General features: G+C 36.9%; 24 protein-coding genes. 16 read left to right on the forward strand and 8 right to left on the reverse strand.

Annotated elements, in window-relative coordinates; translation table 11 throughout:
• Positions 1-6: 6 nt before the first annotated feature.
• Together MKL51_RS00820 and MKL51_RS00825 are read left to right on the forward strand one after the other, a co-directional pair.
• Positions 7-372, forward strand: a complete 366-nt coding sequence (locus tag MKL51_RS00820) for a hypothetical protein (protein WP_005065793.1) — start codon at positions 7-9, stop codon at positions 370-372.
• Positions 373-578: 206 nt separating this feature from the next.
• Positions 579-935 (forward strand): hypothetical protein, encoded by a 357-nt coding sequence (locus MKL51_RS00825; RefSeq protein WP_002115127.1) that lies wholly within the window; start codon positions 579-581, stop codon positions 933-935.
• Between the two features lie 43 nt (positions 936-978).
• On the opposite strand, the gene MKL51_RS00830 is transcribed toward MKL51_RS00825, so the two are convergent.
• Complete coding sequence (locus MKL51_RS00830; protein WP_005079397.1) at positions 979-1,464, reverse strand: DUF4442 domain-containing protein; 486 nt, start codon at positions 1,462-1,464, stop codon at positions 979-981.
• Positions 1,465-1,581: 117 nt separating this feature from the next.
• On the opposite strand from MKL51_RS00830, the gene MKL51_RS00835 reads away from it, so the two are divergent.
• From MKL51_RS00835 to htpG, 5 genes are all read left to right on the forward strand, one after another.
• The gene (locus MKL51_RS00835; RefSeq protein WP_081032073.1) at positions 1,582-2,460 is read left to right on the forward strand and encodes an alpha/beta fold hydrolase; all 879 of its coding nucleotides are present in this window, start codon (positions 1,582-1,584) and stop codon (positions 2,458-2,460) included.
• 101 nt (positions 2,461-2,561) lie between these two features.
• Positions 2,562-3,986, forward strand: coding sequence for a Na+/H+ antiporter family protein (locus MKL51_RS00840; RefSeq protein ID WP_032005724.1), 1,425 nt, complete (start codon positions 2,562-2,564; stop codon positions 3,984-3,986).
• Between the two features lie 329 nt (positions 3,987-4,315).
• Complete coding sequence (locus tag MKL51_RS00845) at positions 4,316-4,906, forward strand: OmpW/AlkL family protein (RefSeq protein ID WP_005065804.1); 591 nt, start codon at positions 4,316-4,318, stop codon at positions 4,904-4,906.
• A gap of 187 nt (positions 4,907-5,093) precedes the next feature.
• A complete protein-coding gene (locus MKL51_RS00850; protein WP_001060531.1) occupies positions 5,094-5,447 on the forward strand; it encodes a lysozyme inhibitor LprI family protein in 354 nt (117 codons plus the stop codon).
• A gap of 101 nt (positions 5,448-5,548) precedes the next feature.
• Positions 5,549-7,468, forward strand: a complete 1,920-nt coding sequence (gene htpG, locus MKL51_RS00855) for a molecular chaperone HtpG (RefSeq protein WP_032053020.1) — start codon at positions 5,549-5,551, stop codon at positions 7,466-7,468.
• An 86-nt stretch (positions 7,469-7,554) separates the two neighbouring features.
• On the opposite strand, the gene MKL51_RS00860 is transcribed toward htpG, so the two are convergent.
• The 3 genes from MKL51_RS00860 to MKL51_RS00870 form a co-directional block, all read right to left on the reverse strand.
• The gene (locus MKL51_RS00860) at positions 7,555-8,448 is read right to left on the reverse strand and encodes a hypothetical protein (RefSeq protein WP_057089882.1); all 894 of its coding nucleotides are present in this window, start codon (positions 8,446-8,448) and stop codon (positions 7,555-7,557) included.
• 125 nt (positions 8,449-8,573) lie between these two features.
• Positions 8,574-9,716, reverse strand: coding sequence for a hypothetical protein (locus MKL51_RS00865; RefSeq protein ID WP_032005717.1), 1,143 nt, complete (start codon positions 9,714-9,716; stop codon positions 8,574-8,576).
• 359 nt (positions 9,717-10,075) lie between these two features.
• Positions 10,076-10,777, reverse strand: a complete 702-nt coding sequence (locus tag MKL51_RS00870; protein WP_057089883.1) for a DsbA family oxidoreductase — start codon at positions 10,775-10,777, stop codon at positions 10,076-10,078.
• A gap of 177 nt (positions 10,778-10,954) precedes the next feature.
• Here MKL51_RS00870 and MKL51_RS00875 point away from each other — a divergent pair, with 177 nt between their 5' ends.
• Positions 10,955-11,713, forward strand: coding sequence for a hypothetical protein (locus tag MKL51_RS00875; protein ID WP_002114707.1), 759 nt, complete (start codon positions 10,955-10,957; stop codon positions 11,711-11,713).
• Between the two features lie 21 nt (positions 11,714-11,734).
• Here MKL51_RS00875 and MKL51_RS00880 read toward each other — a convergent pair whose 3' ends face one another.
• Positions 11,735-12,100: a MerR family transcriptional regulator gene (locus tag MKL51_RS00880; RefSeq protein WP_032005714.1), complete on the reverse strand. Its 366-nt coding sequence runs from the start codon at positions 12,098-12,100 to the stop codon at positions 11,735-11,737.
• A 71-nt stretch (positions 12,101-12,171) separates the two neighbouring features.
• On the opposite strand from MKL51_RS00880, the gene MKL51_RS00885 reads away from it, so the two are divergent.
• The 4 genes from MKL51_RS00885 (at position 12,172) to MKL51_RS00900 (ending at position 14,960) form a co-directional block, all read left to right on the forward strand.
• Positions 12,172-12,819: an RBBP9/YdeN family alpha/beta hydrolase gene (locus tag MKL51_RS00885; RefSeq protein WP_068967831.1), complete on the forward strand. Its 648-nt coding sequence runs from the start codon at positions 12,172-12,174 to the stop codon at positions 12,817-12,819.
• A gap of 250 nt (positions 12,820-13,069) precedes the next feature.
• Entirely contained in the window at positions 13,070-13,561 is a 492-nt protein-coding gene (locus MKL51_RS00890) for a hypothetical protein (protein WP_032005710.1), read from the forward strand.
• 314 nt (positions 13,562-13,875) lie between these two features.
• A complete protein-coding gene (locus tag MKL51_RS00895; RefSeq protein ID WP_032005709.1) occupies positions 13,876-14,439 on the forward strand; it encodes a Panacea domain-containing protein in 564 nt (187 codons plus the stop codon).
• 14 nt (positions 14,440-14,453) lie between these two features.
• Positions 14,454-14,960, forward strand: coding sequence for a hypothetical protein (locus MKL51_RS00900; protein ID WP_050450586.1), 507 nt, complete (start codon positions 14,454-14,456; stop codon positions 14,958-14,960).
• A 44-nt stretch (positions 14,961-15,004) separates the two neighbouring features.
• On the opposite strand, the gene fadA is transcribed toward MKL51_RS00900, so the two are convergent.
• From fadA to MKL51_RS00915, 3 genes are all read right to left on the reverse strand, one after another.
• A complete protein-coding gene (fadA, locus tag MKL51_RS00905) occupies positions 15,005-16,177 on the reverse strand; it encodes an acetyl-CoA C-acyltransferase FadA (protein ID WP_005065826.1) in 1,173 nt (390 codons plus the stop codon).
• A gap of 12 nt (positions 16,178-16,189) precedes the next feature.
• A complete protein-coding gene (gene fadB, locus MKL51_RS00910; protein WP_032005705.1) occupies positions 16,190-18,343 on the reverse strand; it encodes a fatty acid oxidation complex subunit alpha FadB in 2,154 nt (717 codons plus the stop codon).
• A 150-nt stretch (positions 18,344-18,493) separates the two neighbouring features.
• Positions 18,494-18,610, reverse strand: a complete 117-nt coding sequence (locus tag MKL51_RS00915) for a hypothetical protein (RefSeq protein WP_086264367.1) — start codon at positions 18,608-18,610, stop codon at positions 18,494-18,496.
• A 306-nt stretch (positions 18,611-18,916) separates the two neighbouring features.
• Between MKL51_RS00915 and lpxO the strand changes: the two genes are divergently transcribed.
• From lpxO to MKL51_RS00935, 4 genes are all read left to right on the forward strand, one after another.
• Positions 18,917-19,831 (forward strand): lipid A hydroxylase LpxO, encoded by a 915-nt coding sequence (gene lpxO / locus MKL51_RS00920; protein ID WP_032005703.1) that lies wholly within the window; start codon positions 18,917-18,919, stop codon positions 19,829-19,831.
• 85 nt (positions 19,832-19,916) lie between these two features.
• Positions 19,917-20,042: a hypothetical protein gene (locus tag MKL51_RS00925; RefSeq protein ID WP_081032075.1), complete on the forward strand. Its 126-nt coding sequence runs from the start codon at positions 19,917-19,919 to the stop codon at positions 20,040-20,042.
• On the forward strand, positions 20,039-21,082 hold the full coding sequence (locus tag MKL51_RS00930) for a DUF1311 domain-containing protein (protein WP_081032076.1): 1,044 nt from the start codon (positions 20,039-20,041) through the stop codon (positions 21,080-21,082). Before MKL51_RS00925 ends, MKL51_RS00930 begins: the two co-directional genes overlap by 4 nt.
• Positions 21,083-21,390: 308 nt before the next feature.
• Positions 21,391-21,921, forward strand: coding sequence for a peptidoglycan hydrolase (locus MKL51_RS00935; protein ID WP_032005700.1), 531 nt, complete (start codon positions 21,391-21,393; stop codon positions 21,919-21,921).
• Positions 21,922-22,013: the final 92 nt, after the last annotated feature.

Below are 22,013 nucleotides of genomic sequence, written 5' to 3' on the forward strand. Positions count from 1 at the left end.
AATCTAATGAAAAAAATGATGATGATTGTTAGTGTTGGCCTGATGTCTACAACTTTGTTTGTTGGTTGTCAGAATGCAAGCCCAGAAAGTCAACGTATTGGTTCAGCTGCTATTGGTGGTGGTGCAGGTGGTGCAGTAGGAAAACACGTGGGCGGTAATATAGGTGCAGGTCTAGGAGCGGCACTCGGTGCAGGTGTTGCGGCTAATGCAAAAGGGTCTAGCAGTAAAACTGTACGTAATAGTGCAATTGGTGCTGGTGTCGGCGCTGTATTAGGTGGAGCAATTATTGGTGGCGATGCTGGTGCTGCTACAGGTGGAGCATTGGGTGGTAGTGCCGGTGCAGCCTATGAAGAGAAGAAAGGGAAGTATTAAAAGTATCCTTAATAATTGTTAAACTATAGAAGTCTTTATGTGATTAAAGACTTCTTTTTTATAATTAAAATTTTGCTTAATAAATATAAAAGGCAGAGCTTTACAAAATATCAATCGATTAGGACAGACGGATAACACAATCTGATCAAATTCCTCATAAAAGGGGATTATTCTTTTCTCTAGAACAGATCATTGTGAGAACGGTCATGAAAAAAACAATTGGATTAGTTTCTGCTTTAATGTTGTCTACACTTATGTTCACAGGCTGCCAAAATATGAGCCCATCTGACCAACGTATTGGTGCAGCAGCAGCAGGTGGAGCACTTGGTGGTGGTTTAGGTAACCATGTAGGTGGAGGTATTGGTGCAGGCTTAGGCGCAGCGGTAGGTGCAGGCGTAGGCTCTAATACCCAAGGCGGCAGTAAACAGACAACGACTAAGAGTGCGATTGGTGCTGGTATCGGTTCAGTCGTAGGTAAAGCACTGATTGGTGGTGACTCTGGTGCTGCAATTGGCGGTGCGATCGGTGGTGGTGCTGGTGCTGCGATTGAAGAGAAAAGATAAAAAATTAACAAATAAAAAAATAAGCGCTTTTAGCGCTTATTTTTTATTGAGGAAAAGGTTTCGCTTTTTTACGTCTGATATAAAGCGTTTTTTGAACCTCTGCAATTCTTACCCCAGATTCATCAAAAATGTTTAGATGATATGTTCTTAAAACAGGTTCATAGTTCTCGGCAAGTTCACGAATTTGTTCTATTTCAGCTAAATCAACTCGAATATCTGCATGTACAGTACTGCGTCCTGGAGAAAGAAAATTGATTTCGGCAGCTTTGTCCCAAACAATATATTTTGATCCGAGATGATGCATAAGAATCATCATATAAAATGGGTCAACCATTGAATAAAGGCTTCCACCAAAATGTGTACCAACTAAATTTTGGTTTTTCCAAGTCAGCGGCATTTTTACACGCACATGGCAAAGTTCTAAATTCATGATTTCAATATAAATCCCTGCACCACGATAAGGGGGATAGTGATTAAATAGAAATTTTGAAATCGTAGGATTGTTCTGAAGTCTTCTTAAAATAGCCATAATAGTCAATTTTTTTTATTGCAACAGTATTCATACTAGATAAGTATCATCTTTTTTATATTGATGGCAATGCTCTATCCGACTAACGACATGATCGATTGAAAAACAAGATAGGAAATGATTATGCAGCCAAAAGTTCATACAGTAACAACAAGTGATCAACAAACGCTTTGTGCTAAAACATGGGGTGACGAAAAAAATACTCCCTTAGTTTTAGTACATGGCTATCCAGACAATCAAGAAGTATGGGAATCAATCATTGAGCATTTGATCAATGACTTCTATATTGTTACTTACGATGTGCGTGGAGCTGGTTTGTCATCTATACCAAAACGTATACGTGATTATCGTTTAGAGCGTTTATCTCTAGATCTCCAAGAAGTTGTTGATGAGTTATTACCAAATCGTCAATTCCATATGGCTGCACATGATTGGGGATCAATTCAGTCTTGGGAGTCGGTCACCGAGCCTAAGTTCAAAGGTCGTTTATTATCATACACCACTATTTCTGGACCATGTCTTGATCATGCCGCTTTATTTTTACGTGATAAATTTAAATCTTCACCAGCTCAAATCTTAAAAATATTAACCAAATCTTGGTATATCGGGGCATTCCATCTTCCGTTATTAGCACCCATAGTATGGTCTCTATTTAGCCCAGAAAAATGGGGTAAAGTTCTTACTCAGCTAGAAAGGAAAAGTAATTTACCTTTAAATAATAATATTAATGCTGATGGTAAATATGGCATTAATTTATATCGTGCCAATTTTATTCCCCGCTTAACTGACCCACGTCAACGTTATGCGCAGTGCCCAGTAAAAGCTGTTATTTTAAAATATGATACTTTTGTAAGCCCAGAATACATTACTGAGGCCATGCCAAAGTGGGTTGAAAAATTTGAATATGTAGAGCTTAATGCAAATCACTGGGCCATTCTGAGTGAGCCAGAGAAAATAGCAACTCATATTCGTGAGTTTATTAAAGCTCAAGCGTAACAGTGAAATAACTGCATAAAACTGTTAATTCGGCGATATTTTCGGCTTCATAGATATGAATCTGCTAGAATATCGCCTTTTGTTTTGCTCTGAACTTATTCATGAATGCTGTCGTTATTGCGATTGCAGTGATGTTCTTATTATCACTGGCGCGCGTTTCTGTCGTACTGACTTTAGTGGTTTCTGCCATTGTGGGTGGCCTCGTAGCAGGTTTAAGCCTTTCTCAAACCGTTGAAGCTTTTAACGCTGGTCTTGGCGATGGTGCTGAAGTTGCACTTGCCTATGCAGTGTTAGGGGCATTTGCTCTGGCGCTATCAAAATCTGGTTTACCTGATTTACTTGCCCATAAGCTGATTGGTTTATTGGGAATGGAAGCCGGGAAAAGCCGTCAGACTAAAGTGAAGTATCTCCTCTTAGGTATTTTATTAATTTCTGCTATTTTCTCTCAAAACCTTATTCCAGTTCATATTGCCTTTATTCCTGTACTGGTTCCGCCACTGTTACGGGTAATGAACCATTTAAAATTAGACCGCCGCGCCGCAGCCTGTGTACTTACGCTAGGTTTGGTTGGTACTTATATTTTTCTTCCGGTTGGATTTGGTGCAATTTTCCTTGAACAGATTCTGATGGGAAATATCAACAAAATTGGGGCAGCGTACGGCTTACATGTTGATCGGGCAATGATGCCAATTGGCATGGCCATTCCTGTTTTAGGTATGGTGTTAGGCACCTTGGTTGCTGTATTTATTAGCTACCGTAAACCAAGAATTTATGCTGATCGTGCGATTACACCTGTGACCACGATTGATCTAGATAAACCTCTTCGCGCAACAACCCAGGATGAAACAGCTGACTTAAAAGCAGATGCTGAAGAGTTAAAGCATGAAGCAGAGCAAGCACCAGTTATTGCAAAGAAAACGATCTTGATGGCATTGCTCGCAATTGGCTTGACGCTTGCTGCGCAGCTATATTCAGGTTCGATGATTTTGGGTGGTTTAGTCGGTTTTGCTGTTCTATCTACCGCCGGAATTTTTAAATGGCAAGATGCAGATGATGTCTTTGTACAAGGCATGCGAATGATGGCTTTAGTGGGCTTCATCATGATTTCTGCTGCCGGTTTCGCCTCAGTAATGACTCATACTGGTGATATTAATCAGCTAGTAAATGGTGTAGTCGAGATTATTGGAGATAACCGCGCGCTTGCTGCTTTCCTAATGCTTTGTATTGGCTTATTTGTGACAATTGGTATTGGTTCATCTTTCTCAAGTGTTCCTGTATTAGCTGTTATTTACGTGCCTTTATGCGTGCAGTTTGGTTTCTCACCATTAGCAACGATTGCACTTATTGGTACAGCAGCAGCATTAGGTGATGCTGGCTCACCAGCCTCTGATTCAACCTTAGGGCCAACAGCTGGTTTAGGCGTAGATGGGCAACACGATCATATTTGGGATACAGTCGTACCTACCTTTATTCACTTTAATATTCCGCTATTAATTTTTGGCTGGATTGCTGCAATGGTTTTATAAAGTTTTTATAAAATATTAAAGTATAAACCTTCTTAATCATGATCTTTAGATTTAAATTAAGAAGGTTTTTTATTGTCTAAATAAAACATGTATTTAAAATAAATTATATTAAAATACTCGGAATTTGAAAGTATATTAAAATAGTTGGTAATATAAAATAATCTTGATTAATGAGGTTGGGATAAAAACCTATTAAAATAGTTGGATAATATATAATTTTATTTAAAACAGTAGTTTAAAAATAAACTATAAAATAATTTTATAATGAGTATTGCATGGTTTTAAAATAAATGTTTATTATAAATATAAATAAGGTTGGAGATATTAAAGTGTTCAAAAAAGCTTTGGTTATTGCATTAATGGGGATGTCTTCTTTTACTTTTGCTGGTAACTGGCAAGTGAAATTTGGTGGTAGTGTTATTGCTCCATCTGAAGATACAACAACACCTTTAGGCGTGGTAAAAGCAGATCATGAATATGCATTTACACCATCGGTAGAATACTTTTTTGGTCAGTCTCCATTTTCGGCAGAATTATTATTAGCAACGCCTATTAATCATGATGTATTGCTAGATGGTAAAAATGCAGCACGTATAAAACAATTACCACCAACAATTACTGCAAAATATCATTTTAAAAACTCTACACGTTTCACACCGTATATTGGTATTGGTGCTACAGCATTTATTCCTTGGGATGAAGAAGGTGCAGCGGTAAAGGTTAAAGAAGATTTTGGTTTGGCAGGTCAAGTTGGTTTTAATTTCCAACCTGCTGATGCTAAAAACTGGGGTGTATTTGTAGATGTACGTTATGCTGATATTAGTCCGGAAGTAACAATTGATCCATCAATTGCTAACTACAAGTTTGATCTAGATATTAATCCTTTTGTTTATACTTTGGGTTATAGCTATAAATTTTAAGCATAATAATAAATAGAAAAATATAATAATAAACCTAGACTCAGGCACCTCACATATATTTTATGTGAGGTTTTTTTATGGATTTTATATGCACTAAAAAAAGCATAAAACAGACAGTTTTACACATATTTTCTGCAAGTTTTTTTCTAAACTAATTTCTATTCATTACAAGCATGGGAATAAAAACATGAATAACAAATTAGCGATTTGTTTAGCACTTTTGAGCGGTATTGCTTTTACTCAAAATTTACAAGCTGCAAGTTTTTCGTGCGATGCTGCAAAAACGAAAACGGAAAAAAGTATTTGTAAGAACCGTTCTTTAAATGATGCAGATGTAAAAATGGCAACGACATATCAAATCGTTCTGCATGCTTTACCTATGGGTGGGCGAGATAACCAGAAAGATACCCAGCAGCAATGGCTGAAAAAAAGAAATGCTTGTGCTGCCAATGTAAGTTGTATTAGCAAAGCTTACCAACAACGTCAAAAGCAGTTAGATACGATATTGCAAGATAGGGTGTTAAGCCACGGCCCATTTTAATTAGAGTAAAAATTTTTAATATTCAGGATTGAAAAATTCTAGAAGTACTCCATTCATAAAGCATTCGAGAACAAACAGCTTCAAAATTTAAGGAGTGATTTATGAGTGAACAAGCATCACAAAATTATAGTTTCCAAGCAGAAGTTGCCCAGCTTTTACATTTAGTGACGCATTCTCTCTATTCTAACCCTGAGATTTTCTTACGTGAGCTTATCTCTAATGCATCAGATGCATGTGATAAGTTACGTTTTGAAGGAATTAATCATCCTGAATATTATGAAAATGATCCAGACTTACATGTACGAATCAGCTTAAATAAAGAAGATAAAACCTTAACGATTTCTGATAACGGTATTGGTTTAAGCCAACAAGAAGCAATTGATAACTTAGGTACAATTGCTAAGTCAGGCACTAAAGATTTCATGTCAAAATTGACTGGTGATCAAAAAGCAGATGCTCAATTGATTGGTCAATTTGGTGTTGGTTTTTATTCAGGTTTTATTGTTGCAGACAAGATTACGGTTGAATCACGCCGTGCGGGTCTAGATGCATCTGAAGGGGTGCGCTGGATTAGTGGCGGTACAGGTGAGTTTGAAGTTCAGCAAATTGATAAAACTTCCCGTGGTACCGACATTATTCTTCACTTACGTGATGATGCGCTTGATTATTTAGAATCTTATAAAGTTAAGCAGATTGTTAATAAATACTCTGACCACATTAGCTTGCCAATTGAAATGCAAAAAGAAGTTTGGCAAGAAGAAGAGGTTGCGGAAGGTGAAGAGCCTAAAGGCGGCCAAATGGTTAAAACTGACGAGTGGGAAGCGATTAACTCGGCAAGTGCTTTATGGACACGTAATAAAAGTGAAGTGACTGAAGAGCAATATATTGAGTTCTATAAAAACTTAACTCATGACTTTGAAGCACCACTGGCTTGGGCACATAACCGTGTTGAAGGTAGTACGGAATATACCCAATTACTCTATATTCCAAGTAAAGCTCCACATGACATTTTTACTCGTGAAGCAAAAGCGGGAATTAAACTATATGTAAAACGCGTCTTTATTATGGATGATGCGGATAATTTAATTCCGAACTATTTACGCTTTGTTCAAGGTGTAGTGGACAGTGCTGATTTGCCGCTTAATGTTAGCCGTGAGTTGTTGCAAGAAAGCCGTGATGTCAAAACGATTCGTGAAGGTAATGCACGCCGTGTATTAACTGTACTTGATGGTTTGGCTAAATCGGAAGATGAAAAAGACCAAGAAAAATTCAAGACTTTCTACAGTGAATTTGGTTCAGTACTTAAAGAAGGCTTGGGCGAAGACTTTGGTAACCGTGAACGTATTTTAAAATTATTACGTTATGCGACTTCAACAAATGATGAAGTAACGACTTCTTTTGCTGATTATAAGGCACGTATGAAAGAGGGCCAAAAAGCCATCTATTATGTGACTGCTGACAGTCTAGCAGCAGCGAAAAACTCGCCGCAGCTTGAGTTGTTTAAGAAAAAAGGTATTGAAGTGTTATTAATGGCAGAGCGTGTTGACGAATGGGCAATGAATTTTGTCCAAGAGTTTGACGATACGCCATTAAAGAATGTATCTAAAGGCGCGGTTGATTTAGGTGATTTGCAAGATGCCGAAGAGAAAAAGGCACTTGAGCAAGCGGCTGAACAGTTTAAGCCTGTGGTTGAGAAATTAAGTGATTCGTTGAAGGCTAAAACTAAAGAAGTACGTGTAACAACTCGTTTGGTAGATTCTCCTGCATGTTTAGTAACAAGTGAGGGTGAGTTGTCTCCTCAACTTATTCGTATGCTTAAACAAGCGGGGCAAGCTGTACCTGAAATCAAGCCAATTTTAGAAATTAACCCTGAGCATCCTTTGGTGAAAAAACTTGAAGGTTCAGAACAGTTTGATGATTTGGCAAACGTGATTTTTGATCAGGCTGTGATTGCAGAAGGTGGTTTACCAGAAGACCCAGCAGCTTATGTGAAACGTATTAATAGCTTATTGTTGAAATAATTTTTTGATATAAAAAAGCCTCTGAACTGTCAGGGGCTTTTTTTTGTGGATAAAGAAAGAGTTATCCACAATTTGGGAATTTATGATTAAAAATTAGCTTCTAGATTTATTTGAACGCTGAGTTGGTGTTTCGGATCATCATCAATATGGTTAAAAAAATTAAGATCATTTTGCATAAAAATCCAATCTCTCCATATCGGTTGGCGCCATGAAATATAAGGACCCCAGCTATTTAGTCGAATATCATTTTTAGTATATACGCCACCGCTATAAATACCGTAAGTCAGGCTATTATCTTTCACAAACTCAAATTGTTGAAAAGTCCAATTGCCCCAGTTGTAATCTTCATTTTCGCTCTTGTTCACATTAAATTTATTAGAAAATAATGTGTTATCTTGCATTTTTTGCGTTAGGTTTAGCGTGGTTTCAGTGTAGTTTCGGCTGGTAGAGCCGTAACGAAAGATCTGTTCTGTATCAATTCTAATGTTATGTCTCAAATTCCATTTCTTCTTTGCTAAAAATTGTACGTAGATATCACTATCTGAATTTGAGCCTAAATCGAGGTCATTTTCAAAAGGCATCCATGTTGAAATGGTGGCCCAGCTCGCACTCAGTGGATTTGTGACTAAAACCTGAGTTGATGAATTCTTCTTCTTTCTTTTACCCAAAGCTTTATACGTTTGTTCAGGTTGAGTCGCACGTTTCCATAACGTATCATTTCCAAATACAGCCATAAGCTCTTGAATTAAACCAGCATCAGATAAAGTATTGTTTGCTTCTACTTCACAAGGTGAGCGTGAAAGTGATTGTCTTTTTACTTTAGCGAAACTCGTAGAAGAATAGGGATAACGCCGTGACCGTTGGTGTTTTAAAGAGTTATAAAAAAAATGAGTATGTGGAAGTAAAGCTAATACACCTAAACTATAAATACAAATGAAGACTGTCGATTTATTTTGAAGTGGAGAAGAAAATTGATTCATTTTTAAAGATAAGGAATCAAAAACAAAAATTAGAACAGTACTTTAGAAGGCTAAGCTTAAAATTTTATTTAAAAGTATTTTGTTATTTATCACCTTGGATGAGGTCCAAGGTGATGTTTGCTAGCTTAGAAAAGTGCTTCTAAACGTAAGAAGGTGCTGACAAAATGATTACGGTCTTCGCGGTGGTCATTAAAGTAATTTACATCGCCTTGTACAAAGAACCATTCACGTAAAACGGGTTGGCGCCATGAAACAAAGGGTCCCCAACTGTTTAAACGTAAGTCATTGTCGTTGTAATAACCGCTAGTATAAATACCATAGTTAAAACGGTTGTTTGCAAAGAAACTGTGCTCGCGGAATGTTCGGTTTTCCCAAGCTAGATCGTCATCTTGATCATCGGCATAGGTTAGGCTGAACTGATTGGATAAAATCGGTTGATTCGGTCTAGCATGGGTAAGTTCAAGATTAGTACGTAAGTAGTTTTCGCTGTCTATGCCGTAACGATAAATTTGTTCAGCATAAAACTTAAAATCATTACGAAGTTGCCAATCTCTCGATGCTTTTAAACGAACATAAATATCGTCCCCAGAACGAATACCTAAGTCGGCATCGGTTTCGAAAGGCAGTTTTTTAGAAAAATTTGACCAACGTAAGGCAATTGAGCTGTTGTCATCTCGAGTTCGTTTGCCATCTAATTTTTTATTTGGATCTTGATTCGGATTCTGATTAATATTGGCTGGACTGTTATTAAATTCATCATCTAAAGAATCATCACCAAATACCACGCTTAAACGTTTTTCTAGCGTAGGGAGCTTAATTTTACCGCGAATTCTGGGCTTAATTTCAAAGTTGTCGTATTCATTCCAATAGTTATCCACCATTACCCGAATAGTTGCACTAGCTGGTTTTTGTGGATCAACTTCACCAAACCAATTATCAATTTTTTCAGAAGTACGATCGGCCCAATTACGAATTTTCTTTTGCTTACGGTCAACCCAGGTTTGATCTTCTGTTTGTTCGGTAGGTGGAACAATAGGTTGATTAGACTGCTCTGGAAAAATGGTTGGAGTCGCGTCCACCCAGCGCGGAATTTGATCTAACAGATTTTCATCTGAGTTAACTTCGGTTTGTACTCCAGATGATGTACTTCCTACTTGTTGGTTTGTAGAAGAAGAGGCAGTCTCTGCATGAGCGATGCATACTGAACCAAATCCAATAGTTAAAAGTGCAAAAAGCTGCCGGTATGGCATTACATGAAATGTTTTCATATCTATCTTTATGTTTTGTTGTTGTTTCCACTTTTGTTGATTTTTCTAATAAAATCAAGAGGGAGACACAAAAGTTAAGTAAATTTAACTTTTTTTACATATTTGAAATAAATGAAAAAGTTTAAGCTAGTAGCGGTTATTTTTAGCCAAAAAAAATCCCCCAGTGAAGGGGGATGATAGATCAAGGAAACTTTAAATTCCGATCATTAAACACATAAAAAACAGAACATTACAGCGCGAATATTCTAAGCGGCAATAATAAACTGATTTTTAGCAATTAGATAGTTCTTTTTTTAGAACGCTCTATTGCTAAAATGGTGATAAAACATACGATTTGATCACATTTTAATTGTGTTGATCTATTTCTGTGGAATATCACATGATTCATCAGTACAAACAGCTGCATCATCTTGCTCGACTTCTTCAGTATTTGCTTTGATTTGTGCTTTTTCCAAAACTTGTAAAAAGACTTCACGTGGTTGAGCGCCAGCAAGAGCGATTCTTTGGTCGAATACAAAAAATGGCACGCCAGTTACATTAAGCTGCTCACGTGCAATTTTTTCATCATGGCGGACAAAGTCAGATAGTTCGTTGGTATCTAGTACGTATTCAACTTCAGCATTGTCTAAACCAATACGAGATGCAATTTCTTCTACAACTTCACGTTCGCCAATTGCGAGACCTTCGGTCATATAAGCATGGAAAAAAGCTTCTTTAGCTTCATTACCTAAACCTTTGCTTTGCGCAAGGTGAATAATACGGTGTGCATTGAAACTATTGCCTGAGTTCGCCTTTTGCCATTGGAAATCAATACCTTCAGAAGCAGCCATGGCCGCAATATTGCGCTCCATTTCTTCCATCTCTTCATAGGTACGGCCATATTTTTTAGCTAGACGTTCAGTATTTGAAGTGTCATGTTTAGCTGGCGCATCAGGATCTAATTCAAAACTATGCCAGTGAATTTCAAGATCAATACCTGCTTCCGCAGCTACATGTTCAAGGCGTTTTTTGCCGATATAACAGAAAGGGTAAACTACATCAGACCAGACATCAACACGCATGGGAGAATCTCATAAATTTTAATTACCCATCATAATAGGGATGATGCACAAGGATTGAAAGCTTTGGGTAGCGAATACAGTGTTGCGTATTGTGAAATAAATGGCATATAAAGAAGAATAAGCTCTATTTTATAACTATAAAGAGCAAAACTATAAGAAGGGAAATAGGAGGTGTGTATGCGCCGAGTTTTGATTGCGATTGCAAGTCTGATTGTTATCACAAGCATTATTTTTTTCACCTATCAGCATATCAAACAGCAGCAAGCCAAAGACAGTAGTCAAATGTTTGATGTCGTCATGACTGAAAAAATGAATCAGCTTTATGACCAAGCACAAGACTGGTCTAAACCCGTCCAGCTCGATATTCACGATAAGCGTTTGGCAGGACACTATAAGCAAATTTCAGAATTCCTTTTAAGTTATTGGATTCAAAATATTAATGCACGTAATGCATATTTAAGAGAACTCAAAGCAGCCAAATGGGATACTTTTTTAAATGTGGACCGTTTAGATCTTGATAAAAAACAAAAATTTGCAGAAACCGAAAAGATGCTAGCCGATGTCCGTAAAGCATCAGATCAGTACCAGACTGAATATGAAAAGATTCATAAAACTTTCTTAGCAAAGGTTCAAGAGTTATCTGTTGATGCAGAGATGAGACAACTCCTTGAAATGAAATTAGGAACTCAGCAAAAAGCTGATCAAGATCATGCAATTTTTATGATTGAGCTACAAATTTTAGATAAAGCAGAAGAAATGTTTAAGCTTCTAAAAAACTATGAATGGCAGAAGAAAGATCAGATGATTCTTTTCCATGAAAATGCTCAGGTCAAAAAATTTAACGGGCTTTATCAAGATGTTCTAAAGCTAAATGCAAAAATTGAAAAAATTAAGAAAAAAAATGTGGCTGCGCTCGAAGGAGATTTAAAAGAATAAGCGAAATATGAGCATCAAATATTATGATTTGGTGCTCTCGACTTTTCCTTTGGTTAAAAAAGATTGTAATAAACTTTGAGAAGTTTGTAGTTTGTTTAACTGCTCAGACACATGCATCAGTTCAGTTTGCAGTTTTTCTTGAACCACTGAGCACAACGTAAATACGCGTTCATCTAAATCAAAACAAGGCAGCAAGGCTTGAATGTCTTTTAAGTGCATGCCCGCATCATTTAATATTTTAATTTTCTTAATATTTTCAATATCTTTTTGTGTATAGCTTCGATAATTATTACTTGCTCGATGAGGATGTATAAGTCCTAAACTTTCGTAATAACGCAGCATACGCGGGCTAACTTTCGTGAGTTCGGCAACTTTAGCTAAGTTCATAAAATGGGGTTGACCTTAACAGTGGTGTCATAGTTTAGCATGTTTTTATCTTTCAAAATGGTACTTGTTCAATGATCAGAAAACTCATTTTATGGGTGTTATTCGGATTAATGTCATTTGTTGCAAATGCCAAAACACTTGAACTTCAGGAGAAGAACATGCGTCAAATATTTGTGCTTCATGGTTACTCTGCTTCTATCGATGATCATTGGTTTCTAGATTTAAAACATCAAATAGAAAATGAACATACAACCGTTACCTTAATTCCATTTCCAGATTCTGAGAATCCTGATGTAGATGCATGGCAAAAGGTTTTAGACCAACAGATCCCTAAGGTGGATGAGAATACCTATTTTGTTGCGCACAGTTTAGGGGTGATTACGTTACTGCACTTTTTGCAAAGACATGATTATCAAAATATTGGAGGAATGATTTTAGTATCCGGATTCTCTGGTTTCATTTCAGATTCTTCTGTACTTAATAGTTATATAACCAAGAGTAAAGTCGATACAAATTACTTTAAGGGCATAAAGAAAAAGCTGGTGTATTTATCTGATAATGATGATTTGGTTCAGCCCAAACTGACTATTGAATTGGCGAAAGAAATTGATGCGCCGTACATTACCGTTCCTAATGGTGGGCATTTTTTGGGTAGAGAAGGTTATACGAAATTTCAGCAATTAGTTGATTCTCTAAAAGAGATGTTAGATAGCAAATAAAACCAATAAGTTAAATTGCACTCTATAATCTGAATACTTTTGTTTTGTTCAAGTTATAGAGTGTTTTATATAAATTTCATTCTTGAATAAATAAAGTCCCTTACTATTACATTAAAAATTTTAATTATATTTACCGTTTATCTGAGCCTTACTGAATCATATTCGACTTTGTTGTAGCCTATTTATAGATACTTTTAATTTAATCATCATCTTTTAATTGAAATAGGGTGACTGATTTTTGGAGCAAGTTATGAACTTTCTAAAACAATCAGCCTTCATTGCTGCATTTGCTTTTATGGGTTTACCGACTGTTCAAGCAGAAGAAGTGGCTACTTTACCAACAATTCGCGTTATGGCTGAATCTGAGCTACGTGAAGAGGTGGGATTTGTACCCTTCCAAGAAGATAAAAAAGTGCGTCAGGCGCTGCAACATCATGAGTATAAAACTCATTACGATATACAGAATGCTTTAGTCCCTGAAGGTATGACTACAGTAGATTATCAGCCAGTTATGGCACAGCCTGATTTGTCTCAACTTTCTCCATTCTTACAACAATACATTTTAGCGGTAGCGGGTGGAATACAGTCTTCTGATCCAACCAATGGCATTTTTGAAATGTTAAGACCTTTGAATATTAACCGAAGTAATGTTGGTGCTTATCGTGATGGTACGATGAAAGTTAACCTTAATGACCTCATAAATTTACAACAGCAAATTCAAGATGGTTTAAAAGGCCGTTAAAAATAAACACTAGAAGGTCCTTTCCAAGATTATTATGTAACTTATTTTTTTTATTTATAAATTTATCAATGGATTATATGAAATAGTATATGGTTTTGTGCGAAAGGTATCAGTAGAATGAAAAAATTAATTCGTATTGCGTAATTTTATTAATCTGTGAAGATAACTTCTCTCAAAATAGTTTTTGAATTTTTTGCTATTCATCTGTAGCTGATAGACATTTTTTAGACAAAAATGATAAAATTAGCATTAATTTAATATTTGTAATCTCTATATTCTAATATTTATAAATGAGATGTTTAAAGGTGATTATTATGAATCTATTTAGTGATGTTAAAGCAGCAGAAGTAGCTGCGTACTTTCTTTCTAGATCTGATGGTCAATTGCCTGTTTTAAAATTAATGAAATTGATGTATCTTGCTGAAAGAGAGTCTTTTAAACAGCACCATTTTCCTATAATTGGCGACTATCTTGTCTCAATGCCTCATGGTCCAGTTCTGTCCTTAACTTATGATAGATTAAATGGAAATTGTAGAAATACATATATGAGAGAACTTTTATCTGATAAAGAAAATTATAATATTTCTCTAAAATCAAATATTTCTATAAATAGTGATTTAAAATACTTGAGTAAAGATGACCAAAATATTTTAGAAGAAGTATGGAATGAGTTTGGTCATATGAATAAATGGGAAATTCGAGACTATACGCACAATGGTGGATGTCCAGAATGGTCAGATCCGAATGGGTCAAGTAGACCAATAACATATAGAGATTTATTTAAAGCTTTAGAGTTTGATGAACAAACTGCTTCAAGCATTGAAGATTACCTGAATGAAGAATCAGATATAGATAGTTTTTTTTCAAATTTGGTATAGGACTGCTTAATTTCATGGTCGAAGGTAATAATTCAGAAGATAATAAAAAAGCGAATGAAGAACAAATTACAAAGACTTTATCGAGTATACAGTGGGATGCAAAAGCTGGTGACACTTTATTAGTGCCTTCGGGACCATCTGGAAATCATCTATTTGTTGTATTATTTGATCCTCAGGTACCAATAGATACAAGTTTTGGAAAAAAACTTCACTTAGCTCAAGTTAATTTTACATCTGTACGTCCAGGTATGATACATGATACTAGTTGTATTATTGAATCTGGTGAGCATGAGTTCATTAGCCATCAAAGCTATGTTAATTATAGAGGTTTGAGATACGAGGAATATGAGCCAATCAAAAGAGGTGTAGAAAATGGACGCCTGTCTTTACATACTCCAGTTGAATATGGTTTATTGTGTCGGATTAGAGAAGGTGCACTTATTTCTGGTAAAACACCTCCATATGTTAAATACGAGATTCAAAAATTATTAGATTCTGCTGATATAAGTAAATCAGCATAAAAAATCCCCGCATTGAGCGGGGATTTTTTTTATCTTGGTGTTAATTAAACACGTTCGATCACTGTTGCAATACCTTGACCAAGGCCGATACACATGGTCGCAAGACCGATTTGAGTATCTTGTTGTTCCATTACGTTCAACAATGTAGTGGTGATACGTGCACCAGAACAGCCTAGTGGGTGACCCAAAGCAATCGCACCACCATTTAAGTTAATGATGTCTTGCTTGTCATAAATACCTAAGCCTTTCATTACTGATAAGCCTTGAGCAGCAAATGCTTCGTTTAACTCGATAGTTTGAATATCAGCCATCGTTAAACCAGCACGTTTAAGCGCTTTTTGAGTTGCTGGAACTGGACCGTAACCCATGATTGCTGCATCACAACCTGCAACGGCCATAGAGCGAATTACAGCGCGTGGTTTTAAACCTAACGCTTGTGCGCGTTCAGCAGACATAAGTAACATTGCAGAAGCACCATCAGATAAAGCTGAAGATGTAGCAGCCGTTACCGTACCACCTTTCGGGTCAAATACAGGACGTAATGCTTTGAACGCTTCAAGGTTTGCATCTGGACGAATTACTTCATCGATGTCGCAAAGGATTTTAAAGCCATTAGCATCGTGGCCTTCAACACCAACGATTTCGTTTTTGAAACGACCTTCTTGAGTTGCAGCCCAAGCACGGCGGTGAGATTCAACACCAAAAGCGTCTTGCTCTTCACGGCTAATGCCATTCATACGACCTAACATTTCAGCAGTTAAGCCCATCATGTTAGATGCTTTTGCATAGTGTTTAGATGCTTCTGGGTTTAGGTCGATGCCATGCATCATACCTACGTGGCCCATGTGCTCTACACCACCAATAATGAAAATATCACCTTGGTTTGTTGCAATCTGTGCAGCAGCAGTATGAAGCGCTTGCATAGAAGAACCACAAAGACGGTTTACTGTTTGACCAGCAACAGTTTTTGGTAAGTCAGCCAATAAGCCGATGTTACGGCCAATGTTCATACCTTGTTCTAGAGTCTGGTTTACACAGCCCCAGATCAGGTCTTCAACTTCGTTTACATCAAACTGGTTACGGGCAACGAGTGCACGAACCAATTCAGCAGATAAGCTGTCAGCACGTACATTACGGAACATACCGTTTTTGGTTTTACCCATTGCAGAACGTACGCCATCAACGATGACAACGTCACGTGGATTTAAAGTAGCCATTCACGTTGCTCCTTAACCGTAGAATTTTTTGTTGTTAGCAGCCATGTCACGCAACATTTGTGGCGCTTCATAAGCCTTACCTAAGTGCGCATATTTGTCGCAAAGTGCAACATATTCAGCAACACCTGTCTGGTCGATATAACGACATGGACCACCACGGAATGGAGGGAAACCTACACCCATAATCATTGCCATGTCTGCTTCAGCAGCAGTTGCAACGATATTGTCTTCTAAGCAACGAACTGTTTCGTTACAGAAAGCAAGCATCATGCGGTCAATGATTTCTTGGTTATCAAACTCGCGTTTTTCACCCGTTACGAAAGGAGCAATGATTTCATACGCTGTTGGATCAACAGTTTTTGCTTTCTTGCCTTTCTTATCGAGTTCATATTTGTAGAAACCAACGTCATTCTTTTGACCAAGACGTTTAGCTTCGTACATTGCTTGGATTGAACCTTTGTAGTCTGGCTTCATACGGTCTGGGAAACCTTCAGCCATAACTTCTGCGCCATGAACACCCGTGTCGATACCAACAACGTCGATGAGGTAAGCAGGGCCCATTGGCCAGCCAAACTTAGACATTACATTGTCAACTTGCTGGAAGTCTGCGCCGTCTTTTACAAGAAGGTCAAACGCACCAAAGTAAGGGAACAATACACGGTTAACCAAGAACCCTGGGCAGTCGTTTACAACGATTGGTGTTTTACCCATTTTTTGAGCAAGCACAACAGTAGTTGCAATCGCTTCTTCAGAAGTCTTTTCACCACGAATGACTTCTACAAGCGGCATCATGTGAACTGGGTTGAAGAAGTGCATACCTACAAAGTTTTCAGGACGTTGTAATGCTTTCGCTAAACGTGTAATTGAAATTGTAGACGTGTTAGACGCAATAATCGTGTTTTCACGAACATGCTTTTCAGTGTCTGCAAGAACGATTTCTTTAACTTTTGGATTTTCTGTAACCGCTTCGATCACGATGTCGACTTCTTTAAACTCATCGTAGCTTAAAGTAGGACGGATACGTGCAAGCGTTTCACCCATTTGCGCAGGTTTCATTTTCTTGCGTTCAACTTGTTTTGTTAGCAAGCTGTTCGCTTCTTTCATACCTAAAGCAAGTTGTGGATTACCAATATCTTTCATGATAATTGGTGTACCTTTGCTTGCTGCTTGGTAAGCAATACCACCACCCATGATACCAGCGCCAAGTACAGCTGCTTGGTTTACAGGGTGTGCACCTTTTTCATATTTTTTAGCAGTTTTCTTAACAACTTGGTCATTGAGGAATAAACCAATCAATGCACCAGCTTGTGGCGTAATCGCAGCTTTTGCAAAACCTTCCGCTTCCGCTTTTAATGCTTCGTCACGCGCAAGGCTTGCACCCGCTTGTAATGAATCAAGTAATAATTTTGGAGCAGGGTATTGAGCAGGGTTTGCTTTAGCAAGCACTGCACCTTTTGCAGTATTGAACGCCATCATTTGTTCAAGTGGGTTCAATTTTACAGCTTCAAGCTTTTCTTGACGTTTTGCTTTCCAGTTTAAACGACCAGAAATTGCCTGCTTAACTAAGTCAGTTGCAGCTTCAAGTAATTTATCAGCAGCTACAACCGCATCTACCGCACCATCTTTTAGGGCAGCAGCCGGTTTTTTAGGAGCAGCCATCGCCATCCATTCAACCGCGTTGTCGATACCGATCAGACGGCTTAAACGTACGCTACCGCCGAAACCTGGGTAAATACCAAGTTTAATTTCCGGTAAGCCCACTTGTGCAGCTTCTGACATCACACGATAGTCACAAACTAAACACATTTCAAAACCGCCACCTAACGCCATACCGTTAATAGCAACAACTTTTGGAATCTCTAAATCTTCAAAGCTATTGAAGATTTCGTGAACAGGCATAAGCCAGTCAACAATCGCTTTTTCGCCTTGTGCGAAGTTTTCACCAAATTCGGTAATGTCTGCCCCAACAATAAATGTCGATTTGCCTGAGGTAACAACTAAGCCTTTAATATCATTATTTGCTTTTACCGCAGCAATAGCAGCTTGGAAATCTTCAATTGTTGCACGGTTAAATTTATTGACCGACTCACCTTGTAAGTCAAAGCGGAATTCTGCAATTCCGTCCGAAAGCATTTGGACGGTAATGGCATTGCCAGCGTGGATCATGCCTGATCTCCTTAGTTTTGGAGGACTTCTAAGTTGATGTTATGAAGCGTGTGCACATCTTAGGTACACATTTATGCTTCGCTAATCTTACGATAACTATATCTAAAAAAAACCTGACAAGTTGTATCAAGCCGTGACGCAAGGGTCATCTTATTTACTATTCAATTCATCTATATGAAATGCATAAAAGAAATCATAAAGATAGGTGCTAGTCCAACACATTTGTTTTAATTTAATTTTTTCTTTATAACGCATCGCAATTATCAAATTTTTATATAAAAACGAGTAACTTTTAAAAGTTAATTTTTTGTCAAAAATGTCAATTGTTAATAGGGTCATCTGTAAATAACAGTAGCAATAGTGATAAATTTTCACTTCCTTAAAGTTATGGAAAAATACACTATATTTAAAATTTTTATTACAACAGTATTGTCTATTATTTGACTTAATTTTTTTACATTCGCTTTTTCTAAGTCAATTTTGTTAAAATTTGCGCCAATTAAATAAACTTCTGGTTTCTTTTACCTTAAATATAAGGTGAAGTTGCCCCTAATCTTTTGAAAGAGTAGCAATATGATTAAGTGGATCATATTAGCGATTTTTGTGATATCAGCATTGTATATCCAACATCGCGGCAAAGTGCGTCACTCGTTTTATCGTCAATTTTTTGACCATTCAACCTTGCTCGCACCGATTAACTTTTTAATGTACATCTTTTCAAAGGTGCCGAATCAGCCTTATATCGACACACAGCATTTTAAAGATTTAAAAGTGCTGGATGAAAATTGGGAAATGATTCGTGATGAAGCGAAAGCTTTATATGACCAAGGTGGGATTAAAGCTTCAAGTACCTATAACGATTTAGGTTTTAACTCATTCTTTAAAACAGGTTGGAAGCGTTTTTACCTCAAATGGTATGAATCGAGTCATCCATCTGCTGCTGAGCTTTGCCCAAAAACTACAGCACTTCTTAAAACATTGCCGACAATTAAAGCAGCAATGTTTACCGAGCTTGCACCTGACAGCCGTTTGGTAAGACACCGTGATCCGTATGCAGGTTCATTGCGTTATCACTTAGGTCTAATTACACCAAATGATGACCGTTGTTTTATTGATGTCGATGGCGAAAGATATTCTTGGCGTGATGGTCAAAGTGTCGTGTTTGATGAAACTTATATTCACTATGCTGAAAATAAGACTGACCAAAACCGTATTATTTTCTTTGCAGACGTTGAACGTCCAATGAAAGTAAAATGGATGGAGCGTTTCAACCATTGGTTTGGTCGTAATGTAATGACTGCGGCAAGTTCACCGAATGAAACAGGCGACCAAACAGGTGGTCTAAATAAAGCTTTTGGTTATATCTATCAAATTCGTATTAAAGCTAAGGCTTTAAAAGCTAATAACCGTAAGTTGTATTACGTCTTAAAATGGTTCTTGATGCTTGGAATTTTCTTCCTGATTTTTGTTCGACCATATGTATTTTAATTAAAGCGCCCGAAAGGGCGTTTTTTTATTTTGATTATTTAAATAATTTGCATTTATTTTATGCATTTAGAAAAAGATTATTAGCATGAATAGTACTTTATTTAAAATTTTAGGTGAATTTTATATTAATTATTGGGATGATAATACAACTGGTAAATATATACCTTTCTTGTACTTAAAAAATTTAAAAATTTGCGTGGAATATAAATGAATACGGTGATAAAACAAGCTTTAGTAATAACTACATTCAGTGCAGCAGTAATATTGACTGGATGTGATAAATCTAAGCCAGAGCCAAAATCAAAAACAGAAAAAGTTGAGGTAGTTTCGGATTGGAGTTGTACACACCCTGAGAATTTAAAACAGATTCAAACTTCTTTGAAAAAAGAATATTTGAAGCAAATTGAACGTAGCTTAAGACAAAGTCAATATCAGGTTGATGCAGATATTCTTAATAAAATTAATCAAGGTTTGAAGTTTGAAATTAAAAATATCCGCACTTTACCATTAGAAGACGAAAGCCAAAAAAATACACAATTAAGCTGTGAAAGCCAATTGGTCATTTCACTGCCGAAAGGTTTACAAAAACGTGCGGAAAAAGCATATATTGAAGAGCTGCGTCATTCTGATGAAGAATCACAGACGCTCAATGACTATTTTTCGGATAATGAATCATCTTTGACTCTTGAAAATGACCAATTGAAAGGTGACTTTTTCTATAACATCACAAAAACAGATAAAGAGGGTTTGGTGTTTGACTTGCCAACTCAAAATAGTGTGATTGAAGGATTGGTTTTTGTTGCCACTAAAGCTGTGCAATATGCAGCCTATGTTAAACAAAATGAGTTGATCGAAGAAAATATTGAAGAAAATCAGCAAATATCTGAACAAAATAATGAAGAGCAGACTGTTTTGGCTCAGGAAGCCATGGATGTTCGTAAAAAAGAATTGGATAGTGACAAAGCGAAGCAAGTGGACCGCTTAAATCAGACTTGGGACAAATTGAGTGCTGAGAAAAAAATTCAATTTAAACAAGATCAATTGGATTGGTTTAAAAAACGTGATGTTGAATGTAAGGTGCTGGCACAAAAGACTGTAGATGAAATTCCTGAAAAAGACTTAGAAACTTACCAAAAGCAATCCGATTATTGGACGGCTGATATGCGTAAACAAAACCAAGAGATGCAATATACACAGTGCTTTACTCAAAAAACGATAGAGCGAACGGTTTATTTAAATAATTTAAATTAATCCTAAAACTCTTTATAAATGCTTAGTCAGTCGTATTGAAAGGAATGCGATTAACCAATTACGGGCAAATACTCTACTTTTACAAGTAGGGTTTTAAGCTCAGTAATTGAATTTGATTTGTAATGTATATTTATACAAATATTAAAGCGCCCGAAAGGGCGTTTTTTATGACATAAAGCATTTAATAACTTTTGTGACCTATTTCACAGTGCTGGCAATTTGTTACAACTATTAAAAGCCAATAGGTAATTTTGATTCTACAATGGCGCGGTTTTTTCGAAGACTGGTCAGCGGAAGTAGGTTTTAAAATGGCTCATGCTCATCACGCAGCTCATGCACATGTTCATCATATCGAAGAGAGAAAAGAAGACCGTTCTCAAGGCGATTTAAAAACAAAAGTGATGTTAAGACAAGCCGCTTCGACGACTGAAAAATCTAAACGATCTAGAACTAAAAATCATAAAACTGAAGATCAAAATATTAATCTGCATAAGTTCTCGAGTAAGCTCGAAAGTATCTCTGCCAACCATAGTAAAGAGAAATGCGCCCAAAATATCCGTATTGCTCTACAAGCGGCTGGAGCAGATGTGTCAAAGCATCCTGTAGCTGCTTCTGATTGGGGGCAAACGCTAGAAAAGAATGGTTATAAGAAAATTAAACCTGCTTTCAACCGTCCACAAGAAGGTGACATTTACATTATTGAGCGAACTAGTGGCCACACTTATGGTCATATTGCAGGCTATACAGGCAATGGTTGGTTCTCGGATTTTCGTCAAAAAACCTATGCTGTCTACAAAGAAAAAGACGTTAAATATAGTTACTATCGTCTAGACTCTTAAGCAAGTACGACACAATCTGTCGGACCATATTTAAATCGCTTTCCAAATTTATGTTCTGGCACAGTAAAGCACTTGAAAAGTAAGGATGAAAA

It is taken from the genome of Acinetobacter sp. AOR18_HL, assembly GCF_027855145.1.
In the GTDB taxonomy this organism is placed as follows: Bacteria; Pseudomonadota; Gammaproteobacteria; order Pseudomonadales; family Moraxellaceae; genus Acinetobacter; species Acinetobacter pittii.

Coding starts and splice junctions, on each gene's coding strand:
- MKL51_RS00820 (WP_005065793.1), top strand. CDS start 7: ATGAAAAAAATGATGATGATTGTTAGTGTTGGCCTGATGTCTACAACT.
- MKL51_RS00825 (WP_002115127.1), top strand. CDS start 579: ATGAAAAAAACAATTGGATTAGTTTCTGCTTTAATGTTGTCTACACTT.
- MKL51_RS00830 (WP_005079397.1), bottom strand. CDS start 1,464: ATGGCTATTTTAAGAAGACTTCAGAACAATCCTACGATTTCAAAATTT.
- MKL51_RS00835 (WP_081032073.1), top strand. CDS start 1,582: ATGATTATGCAGCCAAAAGTTCATACAGTAACAACAAGTGATCAACAA.
- MKL51_RS00840 (WP_032005724.1), top strand. CDS start 2,562: ATGAATGCTGTCGTTATTGCGATTGCAGTGATGTTCTTATTATCACTG.
- MKL51_RS00850 (WP_001060531.1), top strand. CDS start 5,094: ATGAATAACAAATTAGCGATTTGTTTAGCACTTTTGAGCGGTATTGCT.
- htpG (WP_032053020.1), top strand. CDS start 5,549: ATGAGTGAACAAGCATCACAAAATTATAGTTTCCAAGCAGAAGTTGCC.
- MKL51_RS00860 (WP_057089882.1), bottom strand. CDS start 8,448: ATGAATCAATTTTCTTCTCCACTTCAAAATAAATCGACAGTCTTCATT.
- MKL51_RS00865 (WP_032005717.1), bottom strand. CDS start 9,716: ATGAAAACATTTCATGTAATGCCATACCGGCAGCTTTTTGCACTTTTA.
- MKL51_RS00870 (WP_057089883.1), bottom strand. CDS start 10,777: ATGCGTGTTGATGTCTGGTCTGATGTAGTTTACCCTTTCTGTTATATC.
- MKL51_RS00875 (WP_002114707.1), top strand. CDS start 10,955: ATGCGCCGAGTTTTGATTGCGATTGCAAGTCTGATTGTTATCACAAGC.
- MKL51_RS00880 (WP_032005714.1), bottom strand. CDS start 12,100: ATGAACTTAGCTAAAGTTGCCGAACTCACGAAAGTTAGCCCGCGTATG.
- MKL51_RS00885 (WP_068967831.1), top strand. CDS start 12,172: ATGATCAGAAAACTCATTTTATGGGTGTTATTCGGATTAATGTCATTT.
- MKL51_RS00890 (WP_032005710.1), top strand. CDS start 13,070: ATGAACTTTCTAAAACAATCAGCCTTCATTGCTGCATTTGCTTTTATG.
- MKL51_RS00895 (WP_032005709.1), top strand. CDS start 13,876: ATGAATCTATTTAGTGATGTTAAAGCAGCAGAAGTAGCTGCGTACTTT.
- MKL51_RS00900 (WP_050450586.1), top strand. CDS start 14,454: ATGGTCGAAGGTAATAATTCAGAAGATAATAAAAAAGCGAATGAAGAA.
- fadA (WP_005065826.1), bottom strand. CDS start 16,177: ATGGCTACTTTAAATCCACGTGACGTTGTCATCGTTGATGGCGTACGT.
- fadB (WP_032005705.1), bottom strand. CDS start 18,343: ATGATCCACGCTGGCAATGCCATTACCGTCCAAATGCTTTCGGACGGA.
- lpxO (WP_032005703.1), top strand. CDS start 18,917: ATGATTAAGTGGATCATATTAGCGATTTTTGTGATATCAGCATTGTAT.
- MKL51_RS00925 (WP_081032075.1), top strand. CDS start 19,917: ATGAATAGTACTTTATTTAAAATTTTAGGTGAATTTTATATTAATTAT.
- MKL51_RS00930 (WP_081032076.1), top strand. CDS start 20,039: ATGAATACGGTGATAAAACAAGCTTTAGTAATAACTACATTCAGTGCA.
- MKL51_RS00935 (WP_032005700.1), top strand. CDS start 21,391: ATGGCTCATGCTCATCACGCAGCTCATGCACATGTTCATCATATCGAA.